Annotated in this window: 17 protein-coding genes; 8 read left to right on the forward strand and 9 right to left on the reverse strand. The window is 60.4% G+C overall.

The window, feature by feature from the left end:
• A partial coding sequence (locus BLU76_RS32360; RefSeq protein WP_218190250.1) for a transposase occupies window positions 1–290 on the forward strand: 290 nt, incomplete at its 5' end.
• A 136-nt stretch (window positions 291–426) separates the two neighbouring features.
• Here BLU76_RS32360 and garD read toward each other — a convergent pair.
• The 4 genes from garD to kdgD all read right to left on the reverse strand — a co-directional run bounded on the left by garD (window position 427) and on the right by kdgD (window position 5994).
• Window positions 427–1980 (reverse strand): galactarate dehydratase, encoded by a 1554-nt coding sequence (garD, locus tag BLU76_RS21175; protein WP_063322933.1) that lies wholly within the window; start codon window positions 1978–1980, stop codon window positions 427–429.
• A 13-nt stretch (window positions 1981–1993) separates the two neighbouring features.
• Entirely contained in the window at window positions 1994–3358 is a 1365-nt protein-coding gene (locus tag BLU76_RS21180; RefSeq protein WP_072341209.1) for an MFS transporter, read from the reverse strand.
• A gap of 85 nt (window positions 3359–3443) precedes the next feature.
• Window positions 3444–4889: an aldehyde dehydrogenase family protein gene (locus tag BLU76_RS21185; protein WP_092149042.1), complete on the reverse strand. Its 1446-nt coding sequence runs from the start codon at window positions 4887–4889 to the stop codon at window positions 3444–3446.
• 193 nt (window positions 4890–5082) lie between these two features.
• Window positions 5083–5994, reverse strand: a complete 912-nt coding sequence (gene kdgD, locus BLU76_RS21190; protein ID WP_063322936.1) for a 5-dehydro-4-deoxyglucarate dehydratase — start codon at window positions 5992–5994, stop codon at window positions 5083–5085.
• Between the two features lie 369 nt (window positions 5995–6363).
• Here kdgD and BLU76_RS21195 point away from each other — a divergent pair, with 369 nt between their 5' ends.
• Window positions 6364–6720, forward strand: coding sequence for a hypothetical protein (locus BLU76_RS21195; RefSeq protein ID WP_092224256.1), 357 nt, complete (start codon window positions 6364–6366; stop codon window positions 6718–6720).
• 517 nt (window positions 6721–7237) lie between these two features.
• On the opposite strand, the gene BLU76_RS21200 is transcribed toward BLU76_RS21195, so the two are convergent.
• The 4 genes from BLU76_RS21200 to BLU76_RS21215 all read right to left on the reverse strand — a co-directional run bounded on the left by BLU76_RS21200 (window position 7238) and on the right by BLU76_RS21215 (window position 12014).
• Entirely contained in the window at window positions 7238–7984 is a 747-nt protein-coding gene (locus BLU76_RS21200; protein ID WP_003197797.1) for a FadR/GntR family transcriptional regulator, read from the reverse strand.
• 235 nt (window positions 7985–8219) lie between these two features.
• Complete coding sequence (locus BLU76_RS21205) at window positions 8220–9947, reverse strand: ABC transporter ATP-binding protein/permease (protein WP_063322938.1); 1728 nt, start codon at window positions 9945–9947, stop codon at window positions 8220–8222.
• 251 nt (window positions 9948–10198) lie between these two features.
• A complete protein-coding gene (locus BLU76_RS21210; RefSeq protein WP_003177957.1) occupies window positions 10199–10759 on the reverse strand; it encodes a response regulator transcription factor in 561 nt (186 codons plus the stop codon).
• Entirely contained in the window at window positions 10752–12014 is a 1263-nt protein-coding gene (locus BLU76_RS21215) for an ATP-binding protein (protein ID WP_092149047.1), read from the reverse strand. The genes BLU76_RS21210 and BLU76_RS21215 overlap by 8 nt, the downstream gene beginning before the upstream one ends.
• 370 nt (window positions 12015–12384) lie before the next feature.
• On the opposite strand from BLU76_RS21215, the gene BLU76_RS21220 reads away from it, so the two are divergent.
• Entirely contained in the window at window positions 12385–13101 is a 717-nt protein-coding gene (locus tag BLU76_RS21220; RefSeq protein ID WP_092224258.1) for an SIMPL domain-containing protein, read from the forward strand.
• Window positions 13102–13313: 212 nt separating this feature from the next.
• Here BLU76_RS21220 and BLU76_RS21225 read toward each other — a convergent pair whose 3' ends face one another.
• The gene (locus tag BLU76_RS21225; protein WP_092224260.1) at window positions 13314–13706 is read right to left on the reverse strand and encodes a DUF6124 family protein; all 393 of its coding nucleotides are present in this window, start codon (window positions 13704–13706) and stop codon (window positions 13314–13316) included.
• 775 nt (window positions 13707–14481) lie between these two features.
• Between BLU76_RS21225 and BLU76_RS21230 the strand changes: the two genes are divergently transcribed.
• The 5 genes from BLU76_RS21230 to BLU76_RS21250 all read left to right on the forward strand — a co-directional run bounded on the left by BLU76_RS21230 (window position 14482) and on the right by BLU76_RS21250 (window position 23165).
• A complete protein-coding gene (locus tag BLU76_RS21230; RefSeq protein WP_092224262.1) occupies window positions 14482–16083 on the forward strand; it encodes an ABC transporter substrate-binding protein in 1602 nt (533 codons plus the stop codon).
• Between the two features lie 255 nt (window positions 16084–16338).
• Window positions 16339–17970, forward strand: coding sequence for an ABC transporter substrate-binding protein (locus BLU76_RS21235; RefSeq protein WP_092224264.1), 1632 nt, complete (start codon window positions 16339–16341; stop codon window positions 17968–17970).
• Between the two features lie 379 nt (window positions 17971–18349).
• Window positions 18350–19951, forward strand: a complete 1602-nt coding sequence (locus tag BLU76_RS21240) for an ABC transporter substrate-binding protein (RefSeq protein WP_092146070.1) — start codon at window positions 18350–18352, stop codon at window positions 19949–19951.
• Window positions 19952–20120: 169 nt separating this feature from the next.
• Complete coding sequence (locus tag BLU76_RS21245) at window positions 20121–21494, forward strand: OprD family porin (RefSeq protein WP_092146072.1); 1374 nt, start codon at window positions 20121–20123, stop codon at window positions 21492–21494.
• Window positions 21495–21569: 75 nt separating this feature from the next.
• Entirely contained in the window at window positions 21570–23165 is a 1596-nt protein-coding gene (locus BLU76_RS21250; protein WP_092146074.1) for an ABC transporter substrate-binding protein, read from the forward strand.
• Window positions 23166–23229: the final 64 nt, after the last annotated feature.

Below are 23229 nucleotides of genomic sequence, written 5' to 3' on the forward strand. Positions count from 1 at the left end.
AACGTTGGCAGATCGAGTTGTTTTTCAAGTGGATCAAGCAAAACCTCAAGTTAAAACGATATTTCGGCTTCTCCGAAAATGCCGTTCGTCTGCAGATCTACAGCGCCTTGATTACCTACCTTTTGCTGCACCTTTATCAGCACCGCTCAGGATGTTCGGGGCCTATTTCAGACTTTGCTATTAGGCTGACCCACAGCTTGTTCGAACGCCCATTGAGCATCGAACGCCTTGAAGACCGAAGGCAGAAGCAAACAGAGCTGAAGGCTACCCAAGGTAACCTTCAGCTCTGAAAAGATTTTACCGGACACTAGTGACGCTCTGCGTGGGAATGCAGCCAAGGACGCTCCGCGTCCCAAGATCCGAACGCGGAGCGTCCGCAGAGGCATTCCCCCGCGGAGCGTGGGAACGATCAACGACAACACTAGGTCAGGTAATCGGCGCCGGGTTGAACAACGTGATGTCGTTGTGCAACTTGTGCCGCTCGGCCCAGGTTTGCTTCTTGCCGCTGGCCACGTCCAGGTAGTAGTGGAACAGCTCCCAACCCAGTTCCTCGATGGTCGCGCGTCCAGTGGCGATGCGACCGGCATCGATGTCGATCAGGTCCGGCCAGCGCTGGGCCAGTTCGGTGCGGGTCGAGACTTTCACTACCGGGGCCATCGCCAAGCCGTACGGCGTGCCTCGGCCGGTGGTGAACACGTGCAGGTTCATCCCCGCCGCCAGTTGCAACGTGCCGCAGACGAAATCGCTGGCCGGTGTGGCGCAGAAGATCAGGCCCTTTTGCTTGAAGCGTTCGCCCGGGCCGAGCACGCCGTTGATCGCGCTGCTGCCAGACTTGACGATCGAGCCCAGGGATTTTTCGACGATGTTCGACAGCCCGCCCTTCTTGTTGCCTGGCGTGGTGTTGGCACTGCGATCGGCTTCGCCCTTGGCCAGGTAACGGTCGTACCAGTCCATTTCGCGCACCAGCTCCTGGGCGACTTCCTGGGTTTGCGCCCGGGAGGTCAGCAGGTAGATCGCATCGCGCACTTCGGTGACTTCGGAAAACATCACCGTCGCCCCCGCCCGCAGCAGCAGGTCCGAGGCGTAGCCGAGCGCCGGGTTGGCGGTGATGCCGGAAAACGCATCGCTGCCACCGCACTGCATGCCCAGGATCAGCTCCGACGCCGGCACGGTTTCGCGGCGGCGCTGGTCGAGTTTCTTCAGGCGGGTTTCGGCCAGCTCCATGATCTGCTCGATCATTTCGGTGAAACCGTGACTGGAATCTTGCAAGCGATACAACCACGGCTCGCTGAGGTCCACTGAACTGTCGTTTTCGTGCATCACCTGCCCGGCCTGCAATTTCTCGCAGCCCAGGCTGATCACCAGCGCTTCGCCACCCAGGTTCGGGTTGCGCGCCAGGTTGCGCACGGTGCGGATCGGGATGTACGCATCGGTGGCGGTGATCGCCACGCCACAGCCGTAACTGTGGGTCAGCGCCACCACGTCGTCGACGTTCGGGTACTTGGGCAGCAATTCGTCCTTGATGCGCTTGACCGCGTGGTCCAGCACCCCGGTCACGCACTGCACCGTGGTGGTGATGCCCAGGATATTGCGCGTACCGACAGTGCCGTCGGCGTTGCGGTAGCCCTCGAAGGTGTAGCCCTCCAACGGCGCATCGGCCACCGGCACATCGGTGGACAGCGGCAAGCTGTCCAGCGGCGGCGCGGTGGGCATGCGCAACTGGTCTTCCTTGACCCAGCTGCCACGGGGAATCGGTTGCAGCGCGTAGCCAATGACCTGGCCGTAGCGAATCACCTCGCCCCCCTGGGGAATATCTTCCAGGGTGACCTTGTGGCTCTGGGGGACGAAGTCCACGGTAACCAGGCCGTCCGGGAACTCGGTCCCGGCCGGTACGCCTTGGTCATTGACGACGATCACCACGTTGTCCCGCTCGTGCAGGCGGATGTAACGCGGCGAGTCGGCATGTTCAATCAGTTGCATTGACGCCGCTCCTTCAGGATTTCGCTTCAGACAGGCTGGAGATGCCGGCATCCTTGGCCGTCGGTTCCTTGAGCACTACACGCTTGATCGGCCCAACGATGACCAGGTAGCTGAACACCGCCACCAGCGCGTTGCAACCGACGAACACCAGTGCCCACTTGAACGAACCGGTGGCGCTGATGATGTAGCCGATGACGATCGGGGTGGTGATCGACGCCAGGTTACCAAAGGTGTTGAACAGGCCACCGCTCAGGCCGGCGATCTGTTTTGGCGAGGTATCGGACACCACGGCCCAGCCCAGTGCGCCCACGCCTTTACCGAAGAAAGCCAGGGCCATGAAGCCCACCACCATCCATTCGATATCAACGTAGTTGCAGGCCACGATGCTGCTGGACACCAGCAGGCCCGCGATGATCGGCGCCTTGCGGGCGAAGGTCAGCGAATGGCCCTTGCGCAGCAGGTAATCGGAAATCACCCCGCCGAGCACACCGCCGATGAAACCGCAGATGGCCGGCAAGGACGCGATGAAACCGGCCTTGAGGATGGTCATGCCGCGTTCCTGCACCAGGTACACCGGGAACCAGGTCAGGAAGAAGTAAGTGATGCCGTTGATGCAGTATTGGCCCAGGTACACGCCGAGCATCATGCGGTTGGTCAGCAGTTGACGGATGTAATCCCACTTCGGACCGTCGGCTTTCTTTTCCTTGCCCTTGTCCTGGTCCATGTCGACCATCGCGCCGTTGGCGGCGATGTGATTGAACTCGGCTTCGTTGATCATCGGGTGCTGGCGCGGGCTGTAGATCACTTTCAGCCAGATCAGCGAGAACACGATACCGATCACGCCCATCACGATGAACACGTGCTGCCAGCCGAAACGGTAGACGATCCAGCCCATCAGCGGTGCGAACAACACGGTGGCGAAGTACTGCGCCGAGTTGAAGATCGCCGAGGCGGTGCCGCGTTCTGCGGTGGGGAACCAGGCGGCGACGATCCGTGCATTGCCCGGGAAGGACGGTGCTTCGGCCAACCCCACCAGGAAGCGCAACATGAACAGCGCAACCACGGCCGTGGACATGCCGAATTCACCGACATAGCCTTGCAGCACGGTGAACAACGACCAGGTGAAAATGCTCAAGGCATAGATTTTTTTCGAGCCGAAACGGTCGAGCAGCCAGCCGCCAGGAATCTGCCCGGCCACGTAGGCCCAGCCGAAAGCGGAGAAGATATAACCGAGGGTAACGGCATCGATGCCGAGGTCTTTTTGCAGGCTGGAGCCTGCGATCGCGATGGTGGCACGGTCGGCATAGTTGATCGTCGTCACCAAAAACAGCATGAGCAGGATCAAATAGCGGACGTGTGTCGGCTTGGTCGCTTGCATGTAATCTTCTTCCACTATTTATTTTTATGCGGGAAATCAAATTGTGCGGTCGGCACCTGTGCCCGGCGCCGACCGGTGTTGCGTATTACGATCCGATGTAGGAGGTCTTCACCACGGTGTAGAACTCTTGCGCGTAGCGACCTTGCTCACGCGAACCATAGGACGAACCTTTGCGCCCGCCGAACGGCACGTGGTAATCCACGCCGGCAGTCGGCAGGTTGACCATCACCATGCCCGCCTGGGAATGGCGCTTGAAGTGGTTGGCATACTTCAGCGAGGTGGTGGCGATACCGGCCGACAAGCCGAACTCGGTGTCGTTGGCCATCGCCAGCGCCGCCTCGTAGTCGGCCACGCGCACGACGTTGGCCACCGGGCCGAAGATCTCTTCGCGGCTGATGCGCATCGAGGCTTCGCTGTCGGCGAACAGGGTCGGCGCGAGGAAGTAACCTTCGGTGTCGCACGTCACCAGGCCTCCACCGCTGACCAGCCGCGCACCTTCGCTCTGGCCGATGTCGATGTACTTCAAGTCCTGGTTGAGTTGGGCTTCGGAAACCACCGGGCCGATATCCGTGCCGGACTTCAAGGCATGACCGACCTTGATCGACTGCATGCGCTCGGCCATGGCCTCGACGAACTTGTCGTGAATGCCAGCGGTGACGATCAGGCGACTCGAGGCCGTGCAACGCTGGCCGGTGGAGTAGAACGCGCTCTGCACCGCCAGTTCGACGGCCTGCTTGAGGTCGGCGTCGTCGAGGATGATCTGCGGGTTCTTGCCGCCCATTTCCAACTGGACCTTGGCCTGGCGCGACACGCAGTTGACCGCGATCTGCCGGCCTACACCGACGGAGCCGGTGAAGCTGATGCCGTCGACTTTCGGGCTGTTGACCAGAATGTCGCCGACCACACGGCCGCTGCCCATCACCAGGTTGAACGCACCGGCCGGAAAACCGGCGCGGGAAATGATTTCCGCCAGGGCCCAGGCACAACCCGGTACCAGCTCGGCGGGCTTGATCACCACGCAGTTGCCGTAGGCCAGGGCCGGGGCGATTTTCCACGCAGGAATGGCGATCGGGAAGTTCCACGGGGTGATCAGGCCGACCACACCGAGGGCTTCGCGGGTGACTTCGACGTTGACGCCCGGACGCACCGACGGCACGTAATCGCCGGACAGGCGCAGGCATTCACCGGCGAAGAATTTGAAAATGTTACCGGCGCGGGTCACTTCGCCGATGGCTTCGGGCAGGGTCTTGCCCTCTTCCCGGGCCAGCAATTGGCCGAGTTCTTCACGGCGGGCGAGGATCTCGCTGCCGACTTTGTCCAGCGCATCGTGACGGGCCTGGATGCCTGAGGTCGACCAGGCCGGAAACGCGGCGCGGGCGGCTTCGATGGCGGCATTGACTTGCGCTGCGTCAGCCTTGGCGTATTCACCGATGACATCGGACAGGTCAGACGGGTTGATGTTGGTGCAATAGTCAGCACCGGCCACCCACTGACCGTTGATGTAGTTATCGAAACGCTTTGAATCTGCCACGGATGCTCCTCCTAACAAAAAGCCTGTCTAGTCCCAAGATCATTCCCACGCGTTGCGCGGGAACGCCTCAACGGACACTCCGCGTTCGGCTTAAGGGACGCAGAGCGTCCCTGGCTGCGTTCCCACGCAGAGCGTGGGAACGATCAAGCCTTACGCAAAAGCCGCTGATTGCTCAGCGGCCTTGTCGGGTCTGTTATTGCTTGCCTTGCTTGTCGATCAGCGCGGCCAGGGCTTCGTATTCTTCTGGCAGCAGATCGGTCAGCGGCGTGCGCACAGGACCTGCGTCGTAGCCGACGATTTTCGCGCCGGCCTTGACGATGCTCACCGCGTAACCGGCCTTGCGGTTGCGGATGTCCAGGTAAGGCAGGAAGAAGTCGTCGATGATTTTGCCGACGGTCTCGTGATCGTCGCGGGCAATGGCGTGGTAGAAGTCCATCGCGGTTTTCGGAATGAAGTTGAATACCGCCGAGGAGTAGACCGGCACGCCCAGGGCCTTGTAGGCCGCGGCGTAGACTTCAGCGGTCGGCAGGCCGCCCAGGTAGCTGAAACGATCGCCGAGGCGACGACGGATCGACACCATCAGCTCGATATCACCCAGGCCATCCTTGTAACCGATCAGGTTCGGGCAGCGCTCGGCCAGGCGTTCCAGCTGAGTGGCGTTCAGGCGGCAAACGTTGCGGTTGTACACCACCACGCCGATTTTCACCGATTTGCACACGGCTTCAACGTGGGCGGCGACGCCGTCCTGGCTGGCTTCGGTCAGGTAGTGCGGCAGCAGCAACAGGCCCTTGGCACCCAGGCGCTCGGCTTCTTGAGCGTATTCGATGGCCTGGCGAGTGGCACCGCCAACACCGGCAAGAATTGGCACGCTGGTGGCGCAGGTATCGACGGCGGTCTTGATGACTTGCGAATACTCGCTGGCGGCCAGGGAGAAGAATTCACCGGTGCCGCCTGCTGCGAACAGCGCAGATGCGCCGTACGGGGCCAGCCACTCGAGACGCTTGATGTAGCTGGCGCGATTGAAATCGCCTTGGGCAGTGAAATCGGTGACCGGGAACGACAGCAGGCCAGACGAGAGGATGGACTTCAGTTCTTGTGGATTCATTATTCGAACACCCTGGGACGCAAAATGTGTATGAAATGGTTAAGCTTCGGCCAGAAGTTGTAGGTCATCGTACAACTTAAAATACACACGTCAACTGCATTTCGTCTTTTGTCAGGTGTGAGGGCACGGGGAGCGCTCGCAAAGCCTTGTAAATCAGGCCATCTGGCGGAATTGGAAAGCCAATGAAACTTGCGGGCGAGTGCCCAGGACCGCTCATCGCGACTGTCAACTCTGTCAGTAGGCGACGTTACGGGACGGAGGCATAACGGCAGTGGGGCCGTGCGACGCCCGGCCGTGGTCCTTTTCCGAAACCTTTAAAGTGAGTCGCCCGTACGCGACGATCAGGGCCGTCTCACAAGGAGTGACATCATGGCGAAGACGTATGCGAAACCAACGCTCAAGGATTTTCCAGCCACAGGGGAAGTCACGATCAGCTTGTCAAAGACAAAGACGTTAACCGTGAAAATTCCGGATGCAGATTTCGACCGCTACTCGAACGCCCAACTGACTCTGGGCGTCGGCTCGACACATCCAACTTCGGTAGGCGCGTTTACATCTCTGACCGCCGGCGAGGAAGGTACGCCACGCAAGGGGGTGACAGTGACGCTAACCCATGCCGACTTGACAGCTTACGTCGGCCAATTGGTTGAGCTTCGTTACGTGGTGACTTACGAGAGCTGGGATCCCGATACATCCGAGCCGCAAATGTTGCGGATCAGTGCGTAGGATTGGCGCCTACGATTTGTCAGACAGGCAAACAGATCGAAAACCGGACACCGCTCTCTTTGCCGAGGGGGATGCTTCATGTGGCGAGGGAGCTTGCTCCCGCTGGGCCGCGAAGCGGCCCTAGAGCCCGGCGACGCGGTGGATCAGGTTGATTGAGTGAGCTTGAGAGGGGGCTGCTGCGCAGCCCAGCGGGAGCAAGCTCCCTCGCCACAAAAGCTCAAAAGCTCAAAAGCTCAAAAGCTCAAAAGCTCAAAAGCTCAAAAGCTCAAAAGCTCAAAAGCATCCCGCTCGACCAACCGATTTGCTCTTGAATCTGACACTGATTCGAGGCATTCCCTTAACCCACGCCGTACCCAATTCCCCGTGGCGAGGGAGCTTGCTCCCGCTGGGCCGCGAAGCGGCCCTAGAACCCGGCGACACGGTGGATCAGGTTGATTGAGTGAGCTTGAGAGGGGCTGCTGCGCAGCCCAGTGGGAGCAAGCTCCCTCGCCACAAAAGCATCCTGTCACCAGCGTCTTCAGCCCTGCGCCTGCGCCTCTTCATGGGCCTGGCGCAGCCTTTCACGGCTGTTGGTCAGGTGCAAACGCATGGCCGCACGCGCCGCCTCGGAGTCCTGGCGGGCGATGGCGTCGTAGATCTCCTCGTGCTCACGGCTCAGGCGGTTCATGTAGCGCTGCTGGTCATCGTGGGCCAGGCGCGCCGAGTTCACCCGGGTACGCGGAATGATGCTGGTGCCCAGGTGGGTCATGATGTCGGTGAAGTAGCGGTTGCCGGTGGACAGGGCGATTTCCAGATGGAAGGCGAAGTCCGAGGCCACCGCATCGCTGGCGTGGGCGGCGCTTTCGTTCAAGGCGTCGAGGGCGGCGCGCATGGCGGCCAGTTGCTCGTCGCTGCGCCGCTGCGCCGCCAACCCGGCGGATTCCACTTCCAGGCTGATGCGCAACTCCAGGATCGCCAGCACGTCACGCAAGGTGACCACGGTGGCCGGGTCGATGCGAAAACCGCTCGGGCTCGGCGTGTCCAGCACGAAAGTGCCGATGCCATGGCGGGTTTCCACCTGGCCGGCCGCCTGCAAGCGGGAAATCGCCTCGCGCACCACGGTTCGGCTGACGCCATGGGCTTCCATGATCGCCGACTCGGTGGGCAATTTATCGCCGCGCTTGAGCAGGCCGTCGCGAATCTGCTCGGTCAACACCGTCACCAGCTCCTGCGCCAGGCTGCGGCGCTTGCGGGGAAAGCGTGGTACTTCGATCGGGTTTTCCATGGGGCTGTGTCTCGGTAAACGGCTGAATGGCAACATCATAGCGCAACGTGGTTGTACGATCACCGTCCCACCGGACAGCCCTCGTTGAGGATGACCGTTGTGGCGAGGGGATTTATCCCCGTTGGGCGCAAAGCGCCCCATCAAATCACAGGCCCCAATCCAGACCAATCAAGGGGCTGCTACGCAGCCCAGCGGGGATAAATCCCCTCGCCACAACAATGTTCGGCGATGGTCATCAAGCGGTCACAGTGCGCTCCACCAGTTGGCCATTTTCGATACGCACATGTCGCGGATGGAAACGTTTCAAACTGCTTCGGTGGCCAACGCTGACGATGCTCAAACCCGGCAACTGGTCGATCAGCGCCTGGTACAGCGTGGCTTCGTCTTCTTCATCCATCGCCGACGTGGCTTCGTCCATGTACAACCATTGCGGTGCATAAAGCAATGCACGGGCAAAGGCCAGGCGTTGTTGCTCGCCGGGCGAGAGCATGCGCTGCCAGTGGTTGCTTTCATCCAGCCGCGCAATCAGGTGCGGCAGGCGGCAGGTTTCCAGCACCTGGACATAACGTTCGTTGGGGTAGATATCGCCGGCCTGTGGATAACTCAATACCTCACGCAGGCTGCCAATCGGTAGATAAGGCTTCTGCGGCAGGAACAGGTAACGCGCGGCCGGAAGCCGGATCGTCCCGTGCCCCGCCGGCCACAGATGCCCCATCGCCCGCAGCAGGGTCGATTTACCACTGCCCGAACGGCCACTGAGCATCACCCGCTCGCCCGGTTCCACGGTCATGTCGGCGTTATCGAGCAGATGGCGACCATCGGCCAAGTCCAACCCCAAGTGCTGAACCTTCAACCCATCGCCCTGGTTTTGTACGTCAATGGCCGGCACGCGGTCTTCGTTGTCGCTCATGGCCTGGCGGAAACTCAGCAGACGATCGCAGGTGGCGCGCCACGCGGCGAGGTCGGCGTAGGCGCTGATGAACCAGCTGAAGTTCTCCTGCACATTGCCGAACGCCGAGTTGATCTGCATGAGCTCGCCCAATTGGATCTTGCCGGCGAAATAACGCGGCGCGGCGACGATGAACGGGAAGATGATCGCGATCTGGCCGTAGCCGGAGGTGAAGAACGTCAAGCGCTTGGACACCCGCATGATGTCCCAGAAGTTGTGCCAGACCAGGCCGAAACGCCCGCTCAGGCGACGGTTCTCGTTCGGCTCGCCGTTGTACAGCGCTATGCTCTCGGCGTTTTCACGCACCCGTACCATGGAAAAACGCAGGTCGGCTTCGAAGCGTTGCTGGTTGTTGTTCAGACCGATCAGGCGTCGGCCGATCAGGTGCGTCAGCCAACTGCCCACCGCCGCATACACCAGTGCACACCAGAACATGTAGCCCGGGATGGTGTAGCCGAGCACCTCGATGCTGCCCGACACGCCCCACAAAATGATCGAGAACGACACCAGGCTGACCACGGTGCGCAGCAATCCCAAGCCCAGGCTCAGGGTGTTGGTGGTGAAACTGTTGAGGTCTTCGGAAATCCGCTGGTCCGGGTTATCGGTGTAGCCGCCCTGCTCCAGCCGGTAATAGTTCTTGTCACTGAGCCAACGGGCGAAATGCTGCTCGGTGAGCCAGGCCCGCCAGCGGATGGTGAGCATCTGCGTGAGGTACAAGCGATAAACGGCGCCCAGGATCGCCACCGCCGCGATACCACAGAAGTACAGGATCAACTGCCAGAACGCCGCGCTGTTCTTCTCCTGCAGGGCGTTGTAGAAATCCTTGTACCAACTGTTGACCCACACCGAGATCGCCACGCTGAACAGCGAGAGTGCGATGACGGCGATCAACAGCGTCCAGGCCTTGCCCTTCTCCTCACTGCGCCAGTACGGCGTGGTCATTTGCCAGACACGGCGGAAAAACTGGCCGCGCACCGCGTCATTGACCGCGGAATATTCAGCGTTCTGATTCATGGTTAAGGCTCAATAGGGAAAAGAACTAGTGTCATGTTTCGCAAATACGTTTCTTTTTGACGAGTGGCTGTTGTCGTCAGGCAAGGCGCCGCGACGAGTCATAGCCCGCTATGGCGAGGAGCGGCAACGCAGCATGACGGCAACAGACGCCGTCAAAAAGGAACAGTATTTGTGATACATGACGCTGGGGCCGATCATAAAGCAACGGCCCGATGTGTCGCGAGGGTGGACAGCATTCGTTCAGCGCAGGTTCAGCGACGCACGGGTCGCTTTTGCAATTTGCGCTGCAAGGTCCGCCGGTGCATGCCCAGGGCTCGGGCCGTCGCGGAGATATTGCCTTCGTGCTCGGTCAGCACCCGCTGGATGTGCTCCCACTGCAGGCGATCCACCGACATGGGGTTTTCCGGCACCAGGGTGTCGAGGTCGGCGTGCTCGGACAACAGCGCCGCCAGTACATCATCGGCGTCCGCCGGTTTGCACAGGTAATTGCAGGCACCGCGCTTGATGGCCTCGACCGCGGTGGCGATGCTCGAATAACCGGTGAGGATCACCACGCGCATCTCCGGGTCCAGCTCCAGCAGCTTGGGCAGCAGCACCAATCCCGAATCGCCGTCCATTTTCAAGTCCAGGGCGGCGTAGTCCGGCAGGTCGGCCTGGGCGATGGTCAGGCCTTCTTCGGCAGAACCTGCGGTGCTGACGCGAAAACCGCGACGGGACATGGCCCGGGCCATCACGCGGGTGAACGTGGCGTCGTCATCCACCAGCAACAGGTGCGGCAGTTCTTCGCCGTCGACTTGGATCTCGTCACTCATATTCGTCTCCTCGGTCGGCATGGGGCAGGCGCAGCTCGGTGAGCGTGCCGCCTTCCTCATGGGGGTAGAGTTTCACCGAGCCGCCGGCGCGTGTCACGCTGGCTTTGCTCAAAAACAGGCCCAGGCCGAAACCTTTGCCCTTGGTGGTATAGAACGGCTTGCCGATCTGCTCGGCAATCGCCAGCGGCACACCGGCGCCGTGGTCGCGAATACTGATGGTCAGCTCATAGGCATTCCAATCCAACGCCACTTCCAGCCCTTCGGGGCAAGCGTCGGCGGCGTTGTTCAGCAGGTTCAGCAGCGCCTGGGTCAGGTCCGGCGGCGGCGCCATGCGCGGTACCACGCCCTTGCCCAGGCATTGGAAGCGATAACTGGCCTCCGGGCGCATCAGGTGCCAGCGGTTCAGGGCGTCGTCGAGCCAGAAGGTGACCGCCTGCATGTCGATATCCAGCCGGCGGTTGGCCTCGGCGGCGCGTACCAGGTATTGCAGCGTTTCCTTGCAGAGCTTGACCTGATCCTGCAACACGCTGAGATCTTCCTGCAATGCTGGATCATGATGATCCTGGCGCATCTCCTTGAGCAGCACGCTCATGGTCGCCAGCGGCGTGCCCAATTCATGGGCGGCACCGGCGGCCTGGGTCGCCACGGCCAGCAATTGCTCGTCCCGCAGGCCCTCTTCACGGCGAATGGCCCGCAGTTCTTCCTGGCGGCGCAGCTCCTCGGCCATGCGCGCCGCAAAAAACGTAATAACTGCCGCGGCCAGGGCGAAACTCAGCCACATGCCGTAGATCTGCAGGTTTTCCCGAGCGATGGGAAAGGTTTCCAGCGGGTAGAACCGCGCCAGCAACAAGGTATACAGCGCCAGGGCGATACCGGAAAGAATCAGCGAATAGCGCCACGGCAACGTCACCGCGGCGATGGTCAGCGGCACCAGGTAATAAGAGACGAAGGGGTTGGTGGAGCCGCCGGAGAAATACAGCAGCGCGCTGTGGATAAACAGGTCACAGGCCAGTTGCACGGCGTATTCAAGCTCGGTCACCGGCCACGAGGTGCGCAGGCGGACGGCCGTCAGCGCGCAGAGCACACTGGAACAGACCAGGGTGATCGCCAGTTGCAGCCAGGGCAGCGGCAGCAGGTCGAACCAATAGGCGAGCCCCACCGAGCCGGCCTGGGCCGCCAGGACCAGAATGCGGATGAATGTCAGGCGCCAGAGGTTCTGGCGAGAGGCGGATGTCATTTGCAAAGGGGCGAGCATGAGCTCTCCTGATGAGCGCTCCAGGCGAATCGCACGGAGTATAACCAAGGCGCGGGTTGCAGCGGCAGCTATGCGGCAAAGCGCCACAGTTCCAAATGTCACCTTTCCCCCTGTGGCGAGGGAGCTTGCTCCCGCTGGGCCGCGAAGCGGCCCCAACAGCAGCGACTCAATCTGTCTGACACACCGAGGTGTCAGGTTTGGGTCTGCTGCGCAGCCCAGCGGGAGCAAGCTCCCTCGCCACAGGGGATCTTCATTGGCTTCAGGTATCTGTATAGAAGTTGTAACTGTGCGAACCCACCCATAAAAGCTAGAGTCTTATCCTTCACGCAGGCCCGGACATCACCCCTGCGCCTCATCCCAAGGAGCTTTCATGCACACGTTCAGTCGCCCCGCAGCCCTGCTTGCCCTCAGCCTCGGCACCCTCGCCAGCCTGCCGGCCCTGGCCGCCGATGAGCTGCACTACAACCAGATTTCCCTGCGCGCCGAAGTCAGCCAGGAAGTGGCCCGCGACCTGATGATCGTGACCCTCTACACCGAAGAACAGAACACCGACCCGGCCAAACTCGCCGCTGCTGTCAGCACCACGGTGAACAAAGCCATCGGCCAGGCCAAAGAGGTCAAGGGCATTACCCTGCGCCAAGGCAGCCGTAACAGCTACCCAATCTACGACAACAAGGGCCAGAAAATCACCGGCTGGCGTGAACGCGCCGAACTGCGCCTGGAAAGCGCAGACTTCGCCGCCCTGTCCAAACTCACCGGCGAGCTGCTGGGCGACATGAAAATGGGCGGCATGGACTTCGCCATCGCCACCGCCACCCGCCAGGGCAGCGAAGACGCCCTGCTCAAAGACGCCGTCAACGCCTTCAAGGCCCGCGCCCAGTTGGCCACCGAGGCCCTGGGCGGCAAGGGTTACAAGATCGTCAACCTGAACTTCAATACCAACGGTTATCCACAACCGTTCATGCGCCCGCAAATGATGATGAAAGGCGCGTCCATGGATGCGGAGTCCGTGACGCCTGACGTGGAAGCGGGCACCAGCAAGGTGACCATGACGGCGGATGGGGTGGTTGAGGTGTCGATGCAGTAATGATGGGCAGCGGCTCAGCCAGTTCTCTGCTGGCTGAACGCTAACCTCCAGCATCGGCGCTCCCCGTGGCGAGGGAGCTTGCTCCCGCTGGGCTGCGCAGCAGACCCAAACCCTGGCACCGCGGGGTGTCAGATAAATGCAGTCGCTGCTTTTGGGGCCGCTTCGCAGCCCAGCGGGAGCAAGCTCCCTCGCCACGGGGACGGTGCCCGACCTTAGGTGGGCGGGCAGGCCGAACTGGCCGGCGCCTCGACCTGATCCAACGCCTTGTCCACCAGCAACTGGCACAACTCCACCAACTGATGAATCCCCAACGCCACGCTCCGGCGCGTGCCCTCCACTTCGAATGCCAGATCCTCGGCCATGGCTTTTATCGAGGCCAGGGTTTCCGAAGTGCTGGTGAGCAGCGTATCGGTGTCGGCCTTGGCGGTGACTGAAAACAGGCTGTCGATGCGCTGATCGGTGCTTGGCTCTGGTTTTTTTGGATTCAGGTAATGATCGAGGGCGCGCTCGGCGGCGGCGCGGTCTTTGAGTAGGTCTTCGATAGCCTCGAAGCCGGAAAGGGGATTGGTTATGTTGAACGGTGGGTCGGGGACTGACTTATCCATTGATTTGTACCTATTTAGTGATGAGGACCATCACTTGCCGTTTCTCACTCGGCAAAGTGGTGGCAGCTATGTGCAGGGGTGAGAAATCCGAGAATAGGTACTCGGCCAGACCGAGGCCTGCCCGCACACAGCCGCCATAATGCATCTATTACAGGCAGCGGATAAGCTGGCGGCAATTATGCAGGTACAGAGGCTGGATGCCTATTATTCGGGTTTCTCACGCCCGGTCGCTGAATGGCAGCGACAGGAAAAAGATTAGAGAGCCCACTTCCGAGGGACAACCTTAAAAGCTTGTCGGATGTTTCGTTCTGAGAAGCAGATCCGTCCGACACCCCTGAATGATTTATACAGCCTTCCGACCCATCGCAAACCCCGTGGCGAGGAAGCTTGCTCCCGCTGGGCTGCGCAGCAGACCCAACCCAGACACTGCGGTGTGTCAGATGTATGGAGCCGCTGCTTTTAGGGCCGCTTCGCGCCCCAGCGGGAGCAAGCTCCCTCGCCACAGGATGGGGCCAGACGAGGCGGAGGCGTATTGCTTCAAACGGTGAATCGGGTACATCCAAAAGAACCAGGCCGGCTATCAGGCCGCCTTCGCGAGCAGGCTCGCTCCCACAATTGGATCGGAGTACGACCGTGAGAGCCAGGTCGGCTATAAGGCCGCCTCGTCGAAAAGCGCTATACCCAAACCCAACAGCCCCCCTCACTTTTCGATATTTCCAACACCCCCACCCGCAACGCTACTCTCCTGAAAACCTCACCACCCCCAGGGGATTTCATGGACAGAACCACCTTCAAGCCCCTCCTGCTCACCCTAGCCCTGATCAGCAGCCCCTCAATCGCCCAAGCAGCCACCACCCTGGTCTACTGCTCCGAAGCCAGCCCCGCCGGGTTCGACCCCAGCCAATACACCAGCGGCACCGACTTCGACGCCTCGGCCGAAACCGTCTTCAACCGTCTCACCCAATTCAAGCGCGGCGGCACCGAAGTCGAACCCGGGTTGGCCACCAGTTGGGACGTGTCGCCCGACGGCCTGGCCTACACCTTCCACCTGCGCAATGGCGTGAAATTCCACACCACCGACTACTTCACCCCCAGCCGCGACTTCGACGCCGACGACGTGCTGTTCACCTTCCAGCGCCTGCTCGACCCACAGCACCCGTTCCGCCAGGCCTACCCCACCGAGTCGCCGTACTTCACCGACATGGGCCTGAACACCACGATCAAAAGCGTCGAGAAAATCGACGAGCACACCGTGCGCTTCAACCTGAACAACGTCGACGCCGCCTTCGTGCAGAACCTGGCGATGAGTTTTGCCTCCGTGCAGTCCGCCGAATACGCGGCGCAGTTGTTGAAGGAAGGCAAGGCCGGCGACCTCAACCAGAAACCCATCGGCACCGGGCCGTTCGTGTTCAAGCGCTACCAGAAGGACTCGCAGATCCGCTACGCCGGCAACACGGCGTACTGGAAACCCGAGGACGTGAAACTCGACAACCTGATTTTTTCCATCACCCCGGACGCCGCCGTGCGCCTGCAAAAGCTCAAGCGCGGCGAATGCCAGGTCAGTGGTTACCCGCGCCCGGCCGACATCGAAGTGATGGAGCAAGACCCGAACCTGCAAGTGCTCAAGCAACCGGGGTTCAACCTGGGTTTCCTGGCCTACAACGTCACGCACCCGCCCCTGGATCAGCTCAAGGTCCGCCAGGCGCTGGACATGGCCATCGACAAGCCGGCGATCATCAAGGCCGTTTACCAAAGTGCCGGGCAACTGGCGAAAAACGCCTTGCCACCGGCCCAATGGTCGTTCGATCCCAATATCAAGGACGCGCCCCATGACGTGACCAAGGCCAAGGCGCTACTCAAGGAGTCCGGAGTTGCGCCCGGTACAACCATCGATTTATGGGCGATGACGGTGCAGCGCGCCTCCAACCCCAATGCGCGAATGTCTGCGCAGATGATCCAGCAGGACTGGGCCAAGATTGGCATCAAAGCCAACATCGTCAGCTATGAATGGGGCGAATACATCAAGCGCGCAAAAAATGGCGAACATGACGCAATGATTTACGGCTGGACCGGCGACAACGGCGACCCGGACAACTGGCTGGGTGTGCTGTACAGCTGCGCGGCGGTCAAGGGCAGTAACTACGCCAAGTGGTGCGACCCGGCGTATGACCAACTGATCCAGCAGGCCAAAGTCTCGACCGACCGCCAGCAACGGATCGATTTATACCGGCAAGCGCAGAAAATCCTCAAGCAACAGGTGCCGATCACGCCCATCGCTAACTCCACGGTCTTCCAGCCAGTAAACAGGAAAGTGGTGGATTTCAAACTCAGCCCATTCGGCCTGACACCCTTCTACGGCGTGGGTTTGACGAAGTAACACCCGAGCCAAACCGGTGCGCCGCGGCTGCGCGACGCACCGACAAAGGGCGATTTTGGCGCCAAAAAAACACCCGCAAACGGTCAACTGCGTCAGAAGTTACACGAATGCGACATTAAGGTACGTTCGTGCCACTGTTTCAGACTTGCAACCGCTCTGGATCTTGCATTGGGTATGGGGCCTGCATAAGTATCCGCAGGACGACTCACGAGGTCGCCCTCAAATCCAAAAATGACAACAAATCATGAGGCCAACATGCTTAAACAAGCGGTCATTCCGTTTTTAGTCGGCGCGAGCTTATTAGCCAGCGCACCTTTCGCCCAAGCCGCGACTAACCTGGTGTTCTGCTCCGAAGGGAGCCCGGCCGGTTTTGACCCGGGTCAGTACACCACCGGAACCGACTTCGACGCCTCCGCAGAGACCATGTTCAACCGCCTGACCCAGTTCGAACGCGGCGGCACAGCTGTGATTCCTGGCCTGGCGACCAAGTGGGATATTTCCGACGACGGCCTGACCTACACCTTCCACCTGCGTGAAGGCGTCAAGTTCCACACCACCCCGTACTTCAAGCCGACCCGCGAATTCAACGCCGACGACGTGCTGTTCACCTTCAATCGCATGATCAACAAGGACGACCCGTTCCGTAAGGCGTACCCGACCGAATTCCCGTACTTCACCGACATGGGGATGGACACCAACATCACCCAGATCGATAAAGTCGACGACCACACCGTCAAGTTCACCCTCAAGGATGTCGACGCCGCGTTCATCCAGAACATGGCCATGAGCTTCGCCTCGATCCAGTCCGCCGAATACGCCGCCCAGTTGCTCAAGGAAGGCAAGGCCCCCGACATCAACCAGAAGCCGGTCGGCACTGGCCCGTTCGTGTTCAAGAGCTACCAGAAAGACTCCAACATCCGCTACACCGGGAACAAGGACTACTGGAAGCCTGACGACGTGAAGATCGACAACCTGATCTTCGCCATCACCACCGACCCGTCGGTGCGCATGCAGAAGCTGAAGAAGAACGAGTGTCAGATCACCCTCTTCCCACGTCCGGCCGACCTCAAGGCGCTGAAGGAAGACAAGGCACTGAAGATGCCTGACCAGGCTGGCTTCAACCTGGGCTACATCGCCTATAACGTGATGGACAAGATCAAGGGCAGCAACGAGCCGAACGTGCTGGCCAACCTGAAAGTCCGCCAGGCGCTGGACATGGCGGTCAACAAGCCACAGATCATTGACTCCGTCTACCAGGGCGCCGGCCAGCTGGCGGTCAACGCCATGCCGCCGACCCAATGGTCCTACGACACCACCATCAAGGACGCCAAGTACGACCCTGAGAAAGCCAAGGAGCTGCTCAAGGAGGCCGGCGTCAAGGAAGGCACCAACATCACCCTGTGGGCGATGCCGGTCCAGCGTCCGTACAACCCGAACGCCAAGCTGATGGCCGAGATGCTGCAGTCCGACTGGAAGAAAATCGGCCTGAACGTCAACATCGTCAGCTACGAATGGGGCGAGTACATCAAGCGCTCCAAGGGCGGCGAGAACCAGGCGATGATCATCGGCTGGAGCGGTGACAACGGTGACCCGGACAACTGGCTCAACGTGCTGTTCGGCTGCGACTCGCTGGCCGGCAACAACTTCTCCAAATGGTGCGACAAGAAATTCGACGGTCTGGTCAAGGAAGCCAAGCGCACCACCGACCAGGCCAAGCGCACCGAACTGTACAAACAGGCACAACACGTCCTCAAGGATGCCGTGCCCATGACACCTATCGCTCACTCGACGGTGTATCAACCCATGCGCGCCAACGTGCAGGACTTCAAGATCAGCCCATTTGGCTTGAACTCCTTCTACGGCGTCAGCGTCAGCGTCAGCAAATAAGGTGACCCGTGGCGAGGGAGCTTGCTCCCGCTGGGCTGCGTAGCAGCCCCTTTTGCAAGCGCGATGGCAATGTACCCACAACGCCATCGCGAGCAGGACTCGCTCCCACGGCATGCCGTTGCTTTAAGCCAAGACTCAGGAAATCGCCTACATCCAAAAGCACTGCATACCACAGCAGTTGGTTTAGGACGTATCGCCTTTTCCCACAAGTCTTTCAGGCATTACGCATTTACCGCCTGGCCCACGACTCCTACCGTCGGGGCCTGGACGGCTTGCTGATCCTGCGGCATCGCGACGCAATGGAATGAGCTCAGTGTTCCGGGTCCCCGGAAGGACAGCGGTTCACTGTTAAAACACCCCGAACGAGAGAGGGAGCGTCATGCGCCATACCTTGGTTTTATCCGCATTGCTGGGCACCGGCCTGTTGGCCGCCACATCCGCAGCCCAGGCCGCTGGCGGCAGCCTGGTGTTCTGTTCCGAAGGCAGCCCTGCCGGTTTCGACACCGCGCAATACACCACGGCCACCGACAACGATGCCGCCGAACCGCTGTACAACCGCCTGGCCGAGTTTGAAAAAGGCGCGACCAATGTCGTCCCCGGCCTGGCAACCAGCTGGGACATTTCCGAAGACGGCTTGAAGTACACCTTCCACCTGCGCGAAGGGGTGAAATTTCACACCACCGACTACTTCACGCCGACCCGGGATTTCAACGCCGACGACGTCCTGTTCACCTTCAACCGCATGCTCGATCCGCAGCATCCGTTCCGCAAGGCCTACCCCACCGAGTTCCCGTACTTCAACGGCATGAGCCTGAACAAGAACATCGCCAAGGTGGAAGCGACCGGGCCGTTGACCGTGGTCATGACCCTCAACAGCGTGGACGCCGCGTTCATCCAGAACATCGCCATGAGTTTTGCCGCGATCCTCTCGGCCGAATACGCCGACCAACTGCTCAAGAACGGCAAGCCGAGCGACATCAACCAGAAGCCGATCGGCACCGGGCCGTTCGAGTTCAAGAGCTACCAGAAAGACTCCAACATCCGCTACGTCGCCAACCAGCAGTACTGGGCGCCGGAGCGGGTCAAGCTGAACAACCTGATCTTCTCCATCAACACCGACGCCTCGGTGCGGGTGCAGAAGCTCAAGGCCAACGAATGCCAGGTCACCCTGCATCCGCGTCCGGCCGACGTACCAGCCTTGAAGAACGACCCCAAGTTGCAACTGATCGAGAAGCCCGGTTTCAACCTCGGCTACATCGCCTATAACACCCGCCACAAGCCGTTCGACCAGGTCGAAGTGCGCCAGGCACTGGACATGGCGGTAAACAAGCAAGGCATTCTCAACGCCGTGTACCAGGGCGCGGGGCAACTGGCGCAGAACGCTATGCCGCCGACCCAATGGTCCTACGATGACACCATCAAGGACGCTCCCTACAACCCGGAAAAAGCCAAGGAATTGCTCAAGGCCGCCGGGGTCAAGGAAGGTACCGAAATCACCCTCTGGGCCATGCCCGTGCAGCGCCCGTACAACCCCAACGCCAAGTTGATGGCCGAGATGCTCCAGGCCGACTGGGCCAAGATCGGCCTGAAGGTGAAGATCGTCAGCTACGAATGGGGCGAGTACATCAAGCGCACCAAGAACGGCGAGCATGACGTCAGCCTGATCGGTTGGACCGGCGACAACGGGGATCCGGATAACTGGCTGGGCACGCTGTACAGCTGCGATGCCATTGGCGGCAACAACTACTCCATGTGGTGCGACCAGGATTACGACAAGCTGATCAAGCAGGCCAAGGTCGTCACCGACCGCGACCAGCGCACCGTGCTCTACAAACAGGCCCAGCAGTTGCTCAAGCAGCAAGTGCCGATCACCCCTGTTGCCCATTCGACGGTCAACCAGCCGCTGAGTGCCAAAGTCGAAGGGTTCAAAGTCAGCCCCTTCGGTCGCAATGTCTTTTCGGGCGTCAGCCTGAACCCATAACCGTTAGCCACACAGCGCGGGCTTCCTTTGGAAGCCCCGTGCCGACGTCTTGCCGCAATTTGCCGATCAGGCGCCAAGCAAACGTTTGCAAGCTGTGAATGAGTTGTAAACCGATAGCCGGATCACCCAAAAAGACCGGCATAAAAAAGCAAGAAAAGGAGCGTTACGGATGAAATTGAGCAGCACCGCGATACTGGCCTTGGCCATCAGCAGCGTTACCGCGACGGCGTATGCAGAGCAACAAAGCCAGGCTTTCGTACCGACCGAACTGGCAAGCACCAGCGCCCAATCCGAAGCCAAGGGTTTTCTCGATGGCCAAAGCCTGGGGGGCACCACGCGCAACTGGTACGCCAATGAACTCCTCAAGCGAGGTAACTTCAGCTATCAGAAGCACGGTGAGACACGCCCCACCGATCGCCGCATCAACTGGGTGCAAGGCACTATTGTCAACTACACCTCGGGGTTCACTCAGGGCACCGTAGGTTTCAGCACCGAAGTCGCGGCTTACAACGCGGTGGTACTGGACCGTAGCCGCAAAGACATTGCCAACGGCGGCAACCGTACGCTGGCGGAGAACAACGGTGATGCCGTGGATCAGTGGAGCAAACTGGGCCTGGCCAACATCAAGGCTCGTGTATCCAACACCACCCTGACCGCCGGACGCCAAAACTTCAGCACGCCAATTGTCGATGTCATCGGCAACCGCGCACTGCCCTCAAGCTTCGAAGGTGTGAGCCTGCATAGCGAAGAGTTCAGCAATCTGTCGTTCGATGCCGGCGTGTTTGATCGCGTATCGCCGCGTACCGAACAGAGCCTGTCGAAATTCCGCTCCGAGTACACCGACAACAAGGCCGAAACCGACAAGGTCAGCGTCGTCGGCCTGAACTATCAGCCGCTCGAGAGCCTGAAGACCAGCCTGTACGCCTCTAAGGTCGAAGACTTCTGGAACCAGTACTATTTCGGCGCCACCCACGAACTGGGAGACGCTTCAGTGTTAGCGTTGACCACCGGCTTGAACTATTACAAGACCGTGGACGAAGGCAAAAAAGAGATGGGTGAGATCGACAACGACACCTTCTCCCTGTCGCTGGGCCTGACCCATCAGGCCCATAGCCTGACCTTCTCCTACCAGGCCGTGAACGGTAACGAATACTTCGACTACCTGCACGAGACCAACGGCATCTACCTGGCCAACTCCCTGCTGTCTGACTTCAACGGCCCGAACGAAAAATCCTTCCAGATCGCCTACGGCATCAACATGGCGGAATACGGCGTACCGGGGCTGAAGTTCAACATTTACCGTGCTCGCGGTTGGGGCATCGACGGCACCCATTACACGGGTACCGCCTATGACGTTCGCGGCCTGGACGATGAGAATCACTACGAAACCGGCGTGGGCGCTTCCTACGCGGTACAGAGCGGTCCTTTGAAGGCCACGGCGATTCGTGCGACCTACACTGAGCACCGCTCCAGCCGCAACCAGCTCGACGGCAGCATCAACGAGTTCCGTCTGGTCACCACCATCCCGTTCAACATTCTCTAAACTGCCACCGGGCGGTCGACTCACAAGGTTGACCGCCCGGTCTTTTGCCATTGACCCGATTGCAGAGGATTGACGATGAACATGAACCCCCTACGCGCCGCCATCGCCGCCGCATTGCTGAGCGTCGCCGTTGGCGCCACGGCCAAACCCCTGGTGGTTTGCACAGAAGCCAGCCCGGAAGGCTTCGACATGGTCCAATACACGACTGCAGTCACCGCCGACGCCGTGGCGGAAACCATTTTCAATCGCCTGGCCGATTTCAAGCCCGGCACCACCGAAGTGATTCCGGCCCTGGCCGAATCCTGGGACATCAGTGACGATGGCCTGACGTACACCTTCCACCTGCGCAAGGGCGTCAAGTTCCACACCACCGAATACTTCAAGCCGACCCGCGACATGAACGCCGACGATGTGGTCTGGAGCTTCCAGCGCCAGCTGGACCCGAATCACCCGTGGCACAAACTGTCGAGCGTGGGCTTCCCTTACTTTGAGAGCATGGGCTTCAAGGAACTGCTCAAAAGCGTGGAGAAAGTCGACGAACACACGGTCAAGTTCAGCCTGACCCGCCGCGAAGCGCCGTTCCTGGCCGACATCGCCATGGCCTTCTCCTCGATCTACCCGGCCGAATACGCCGACCAGTTGCTCAAGGCCGGCAAGGCCGGCGATCTCAACAGCAAGCCAGTCGGCACCGGCCCGTTCGTCTTCCAGCGCTACAACAAGGACGCCCAGGTTCGCTTCAAGGCCAACCCGGACTACTTCCGTGGCAAGCCGCCAGCCGATGCGCTGGTATTGGCCATCGCCACCGACAACAACGTGCGCATGCAGAAACTCAAGACCAACGAGTGCCAGATCGCGCTGTACCCCAAGCCCGACGACATCCCCAGCATCAAGAAAGACCCGAACCTGAAGGTCACCGAGCTGGACGCGATGACCGTTTCCTACACGGCCCTGAACACCAGCCACAAATACATGAGCGACGTGCGGGTGCGCAAAGCCATCGACCTGGCCTTCGACAAGGAAGCCTACGTCAACGCGCTGTTCGGCAAGGGCAACGCCACCGTGGCGGTCAACCCGTACCCACCGACACTGCTGGGCTTCAACCACGATCTGAAGAATCCGACCCGCGATCTGGACAAAGCCCGCCAGTTGCTCAAGGAAGCCGGCGTGCCGGAAGGCACCGTGTTCACCCTGTTCACCCGCAACGGCGGCGGCCCGACCAACCCCAACCCGATGCTCGGCGCGCAGATGATGCAGGCGGACCTGGCCAAGGTCGGGATCAAGGTCGACATCCGCGTGATGGAATGGGGCGAAATGCTCAAGCGCGCGAAAAACGGCGAGCACGACATGGTGTCCGCCGGATGGGCGGGCGACAACGGCGACCCGGATAACTTCCTGACGCCTATGCTCAGTTGCGAGGCCGCCAAGAACGGCGAAAACTACGCGCGCTGGTGCAACGAGAAATTCCAGGCGCTGATCGACCAGGCCCGCGCCACCGTGAACCCCGAGGAGCGCGCGAAGCTCTATGAACAGGCCCAGGTGATTTTCAACCAGGACCAACCGTGGATCAGCATGGCCCACACCCGCATGTTCACGGCAATGCGCAACAACGTAGAGGGTTATGTGATTAGCCCGCTCACCACCAACAACTTCGCCACCACCCAGGTGAAGTAGATAAGAAAACGCCCGGCATCCTTTATCGAGGGCTGCCGGGCACGCCTAACCGGCTGATGAGGTA

It is taken from the genome of Pseudomonas sp. NFACC08-1 (assembly GCF_900106735.1).
Lineage (GTDB): Bacteria > Pseudomonadota > Gammaproteobacteria > Pseudomonadales > Pseudomonadaceae > Aquipseudomonas > Aquipseudomonas fluorescens_Q.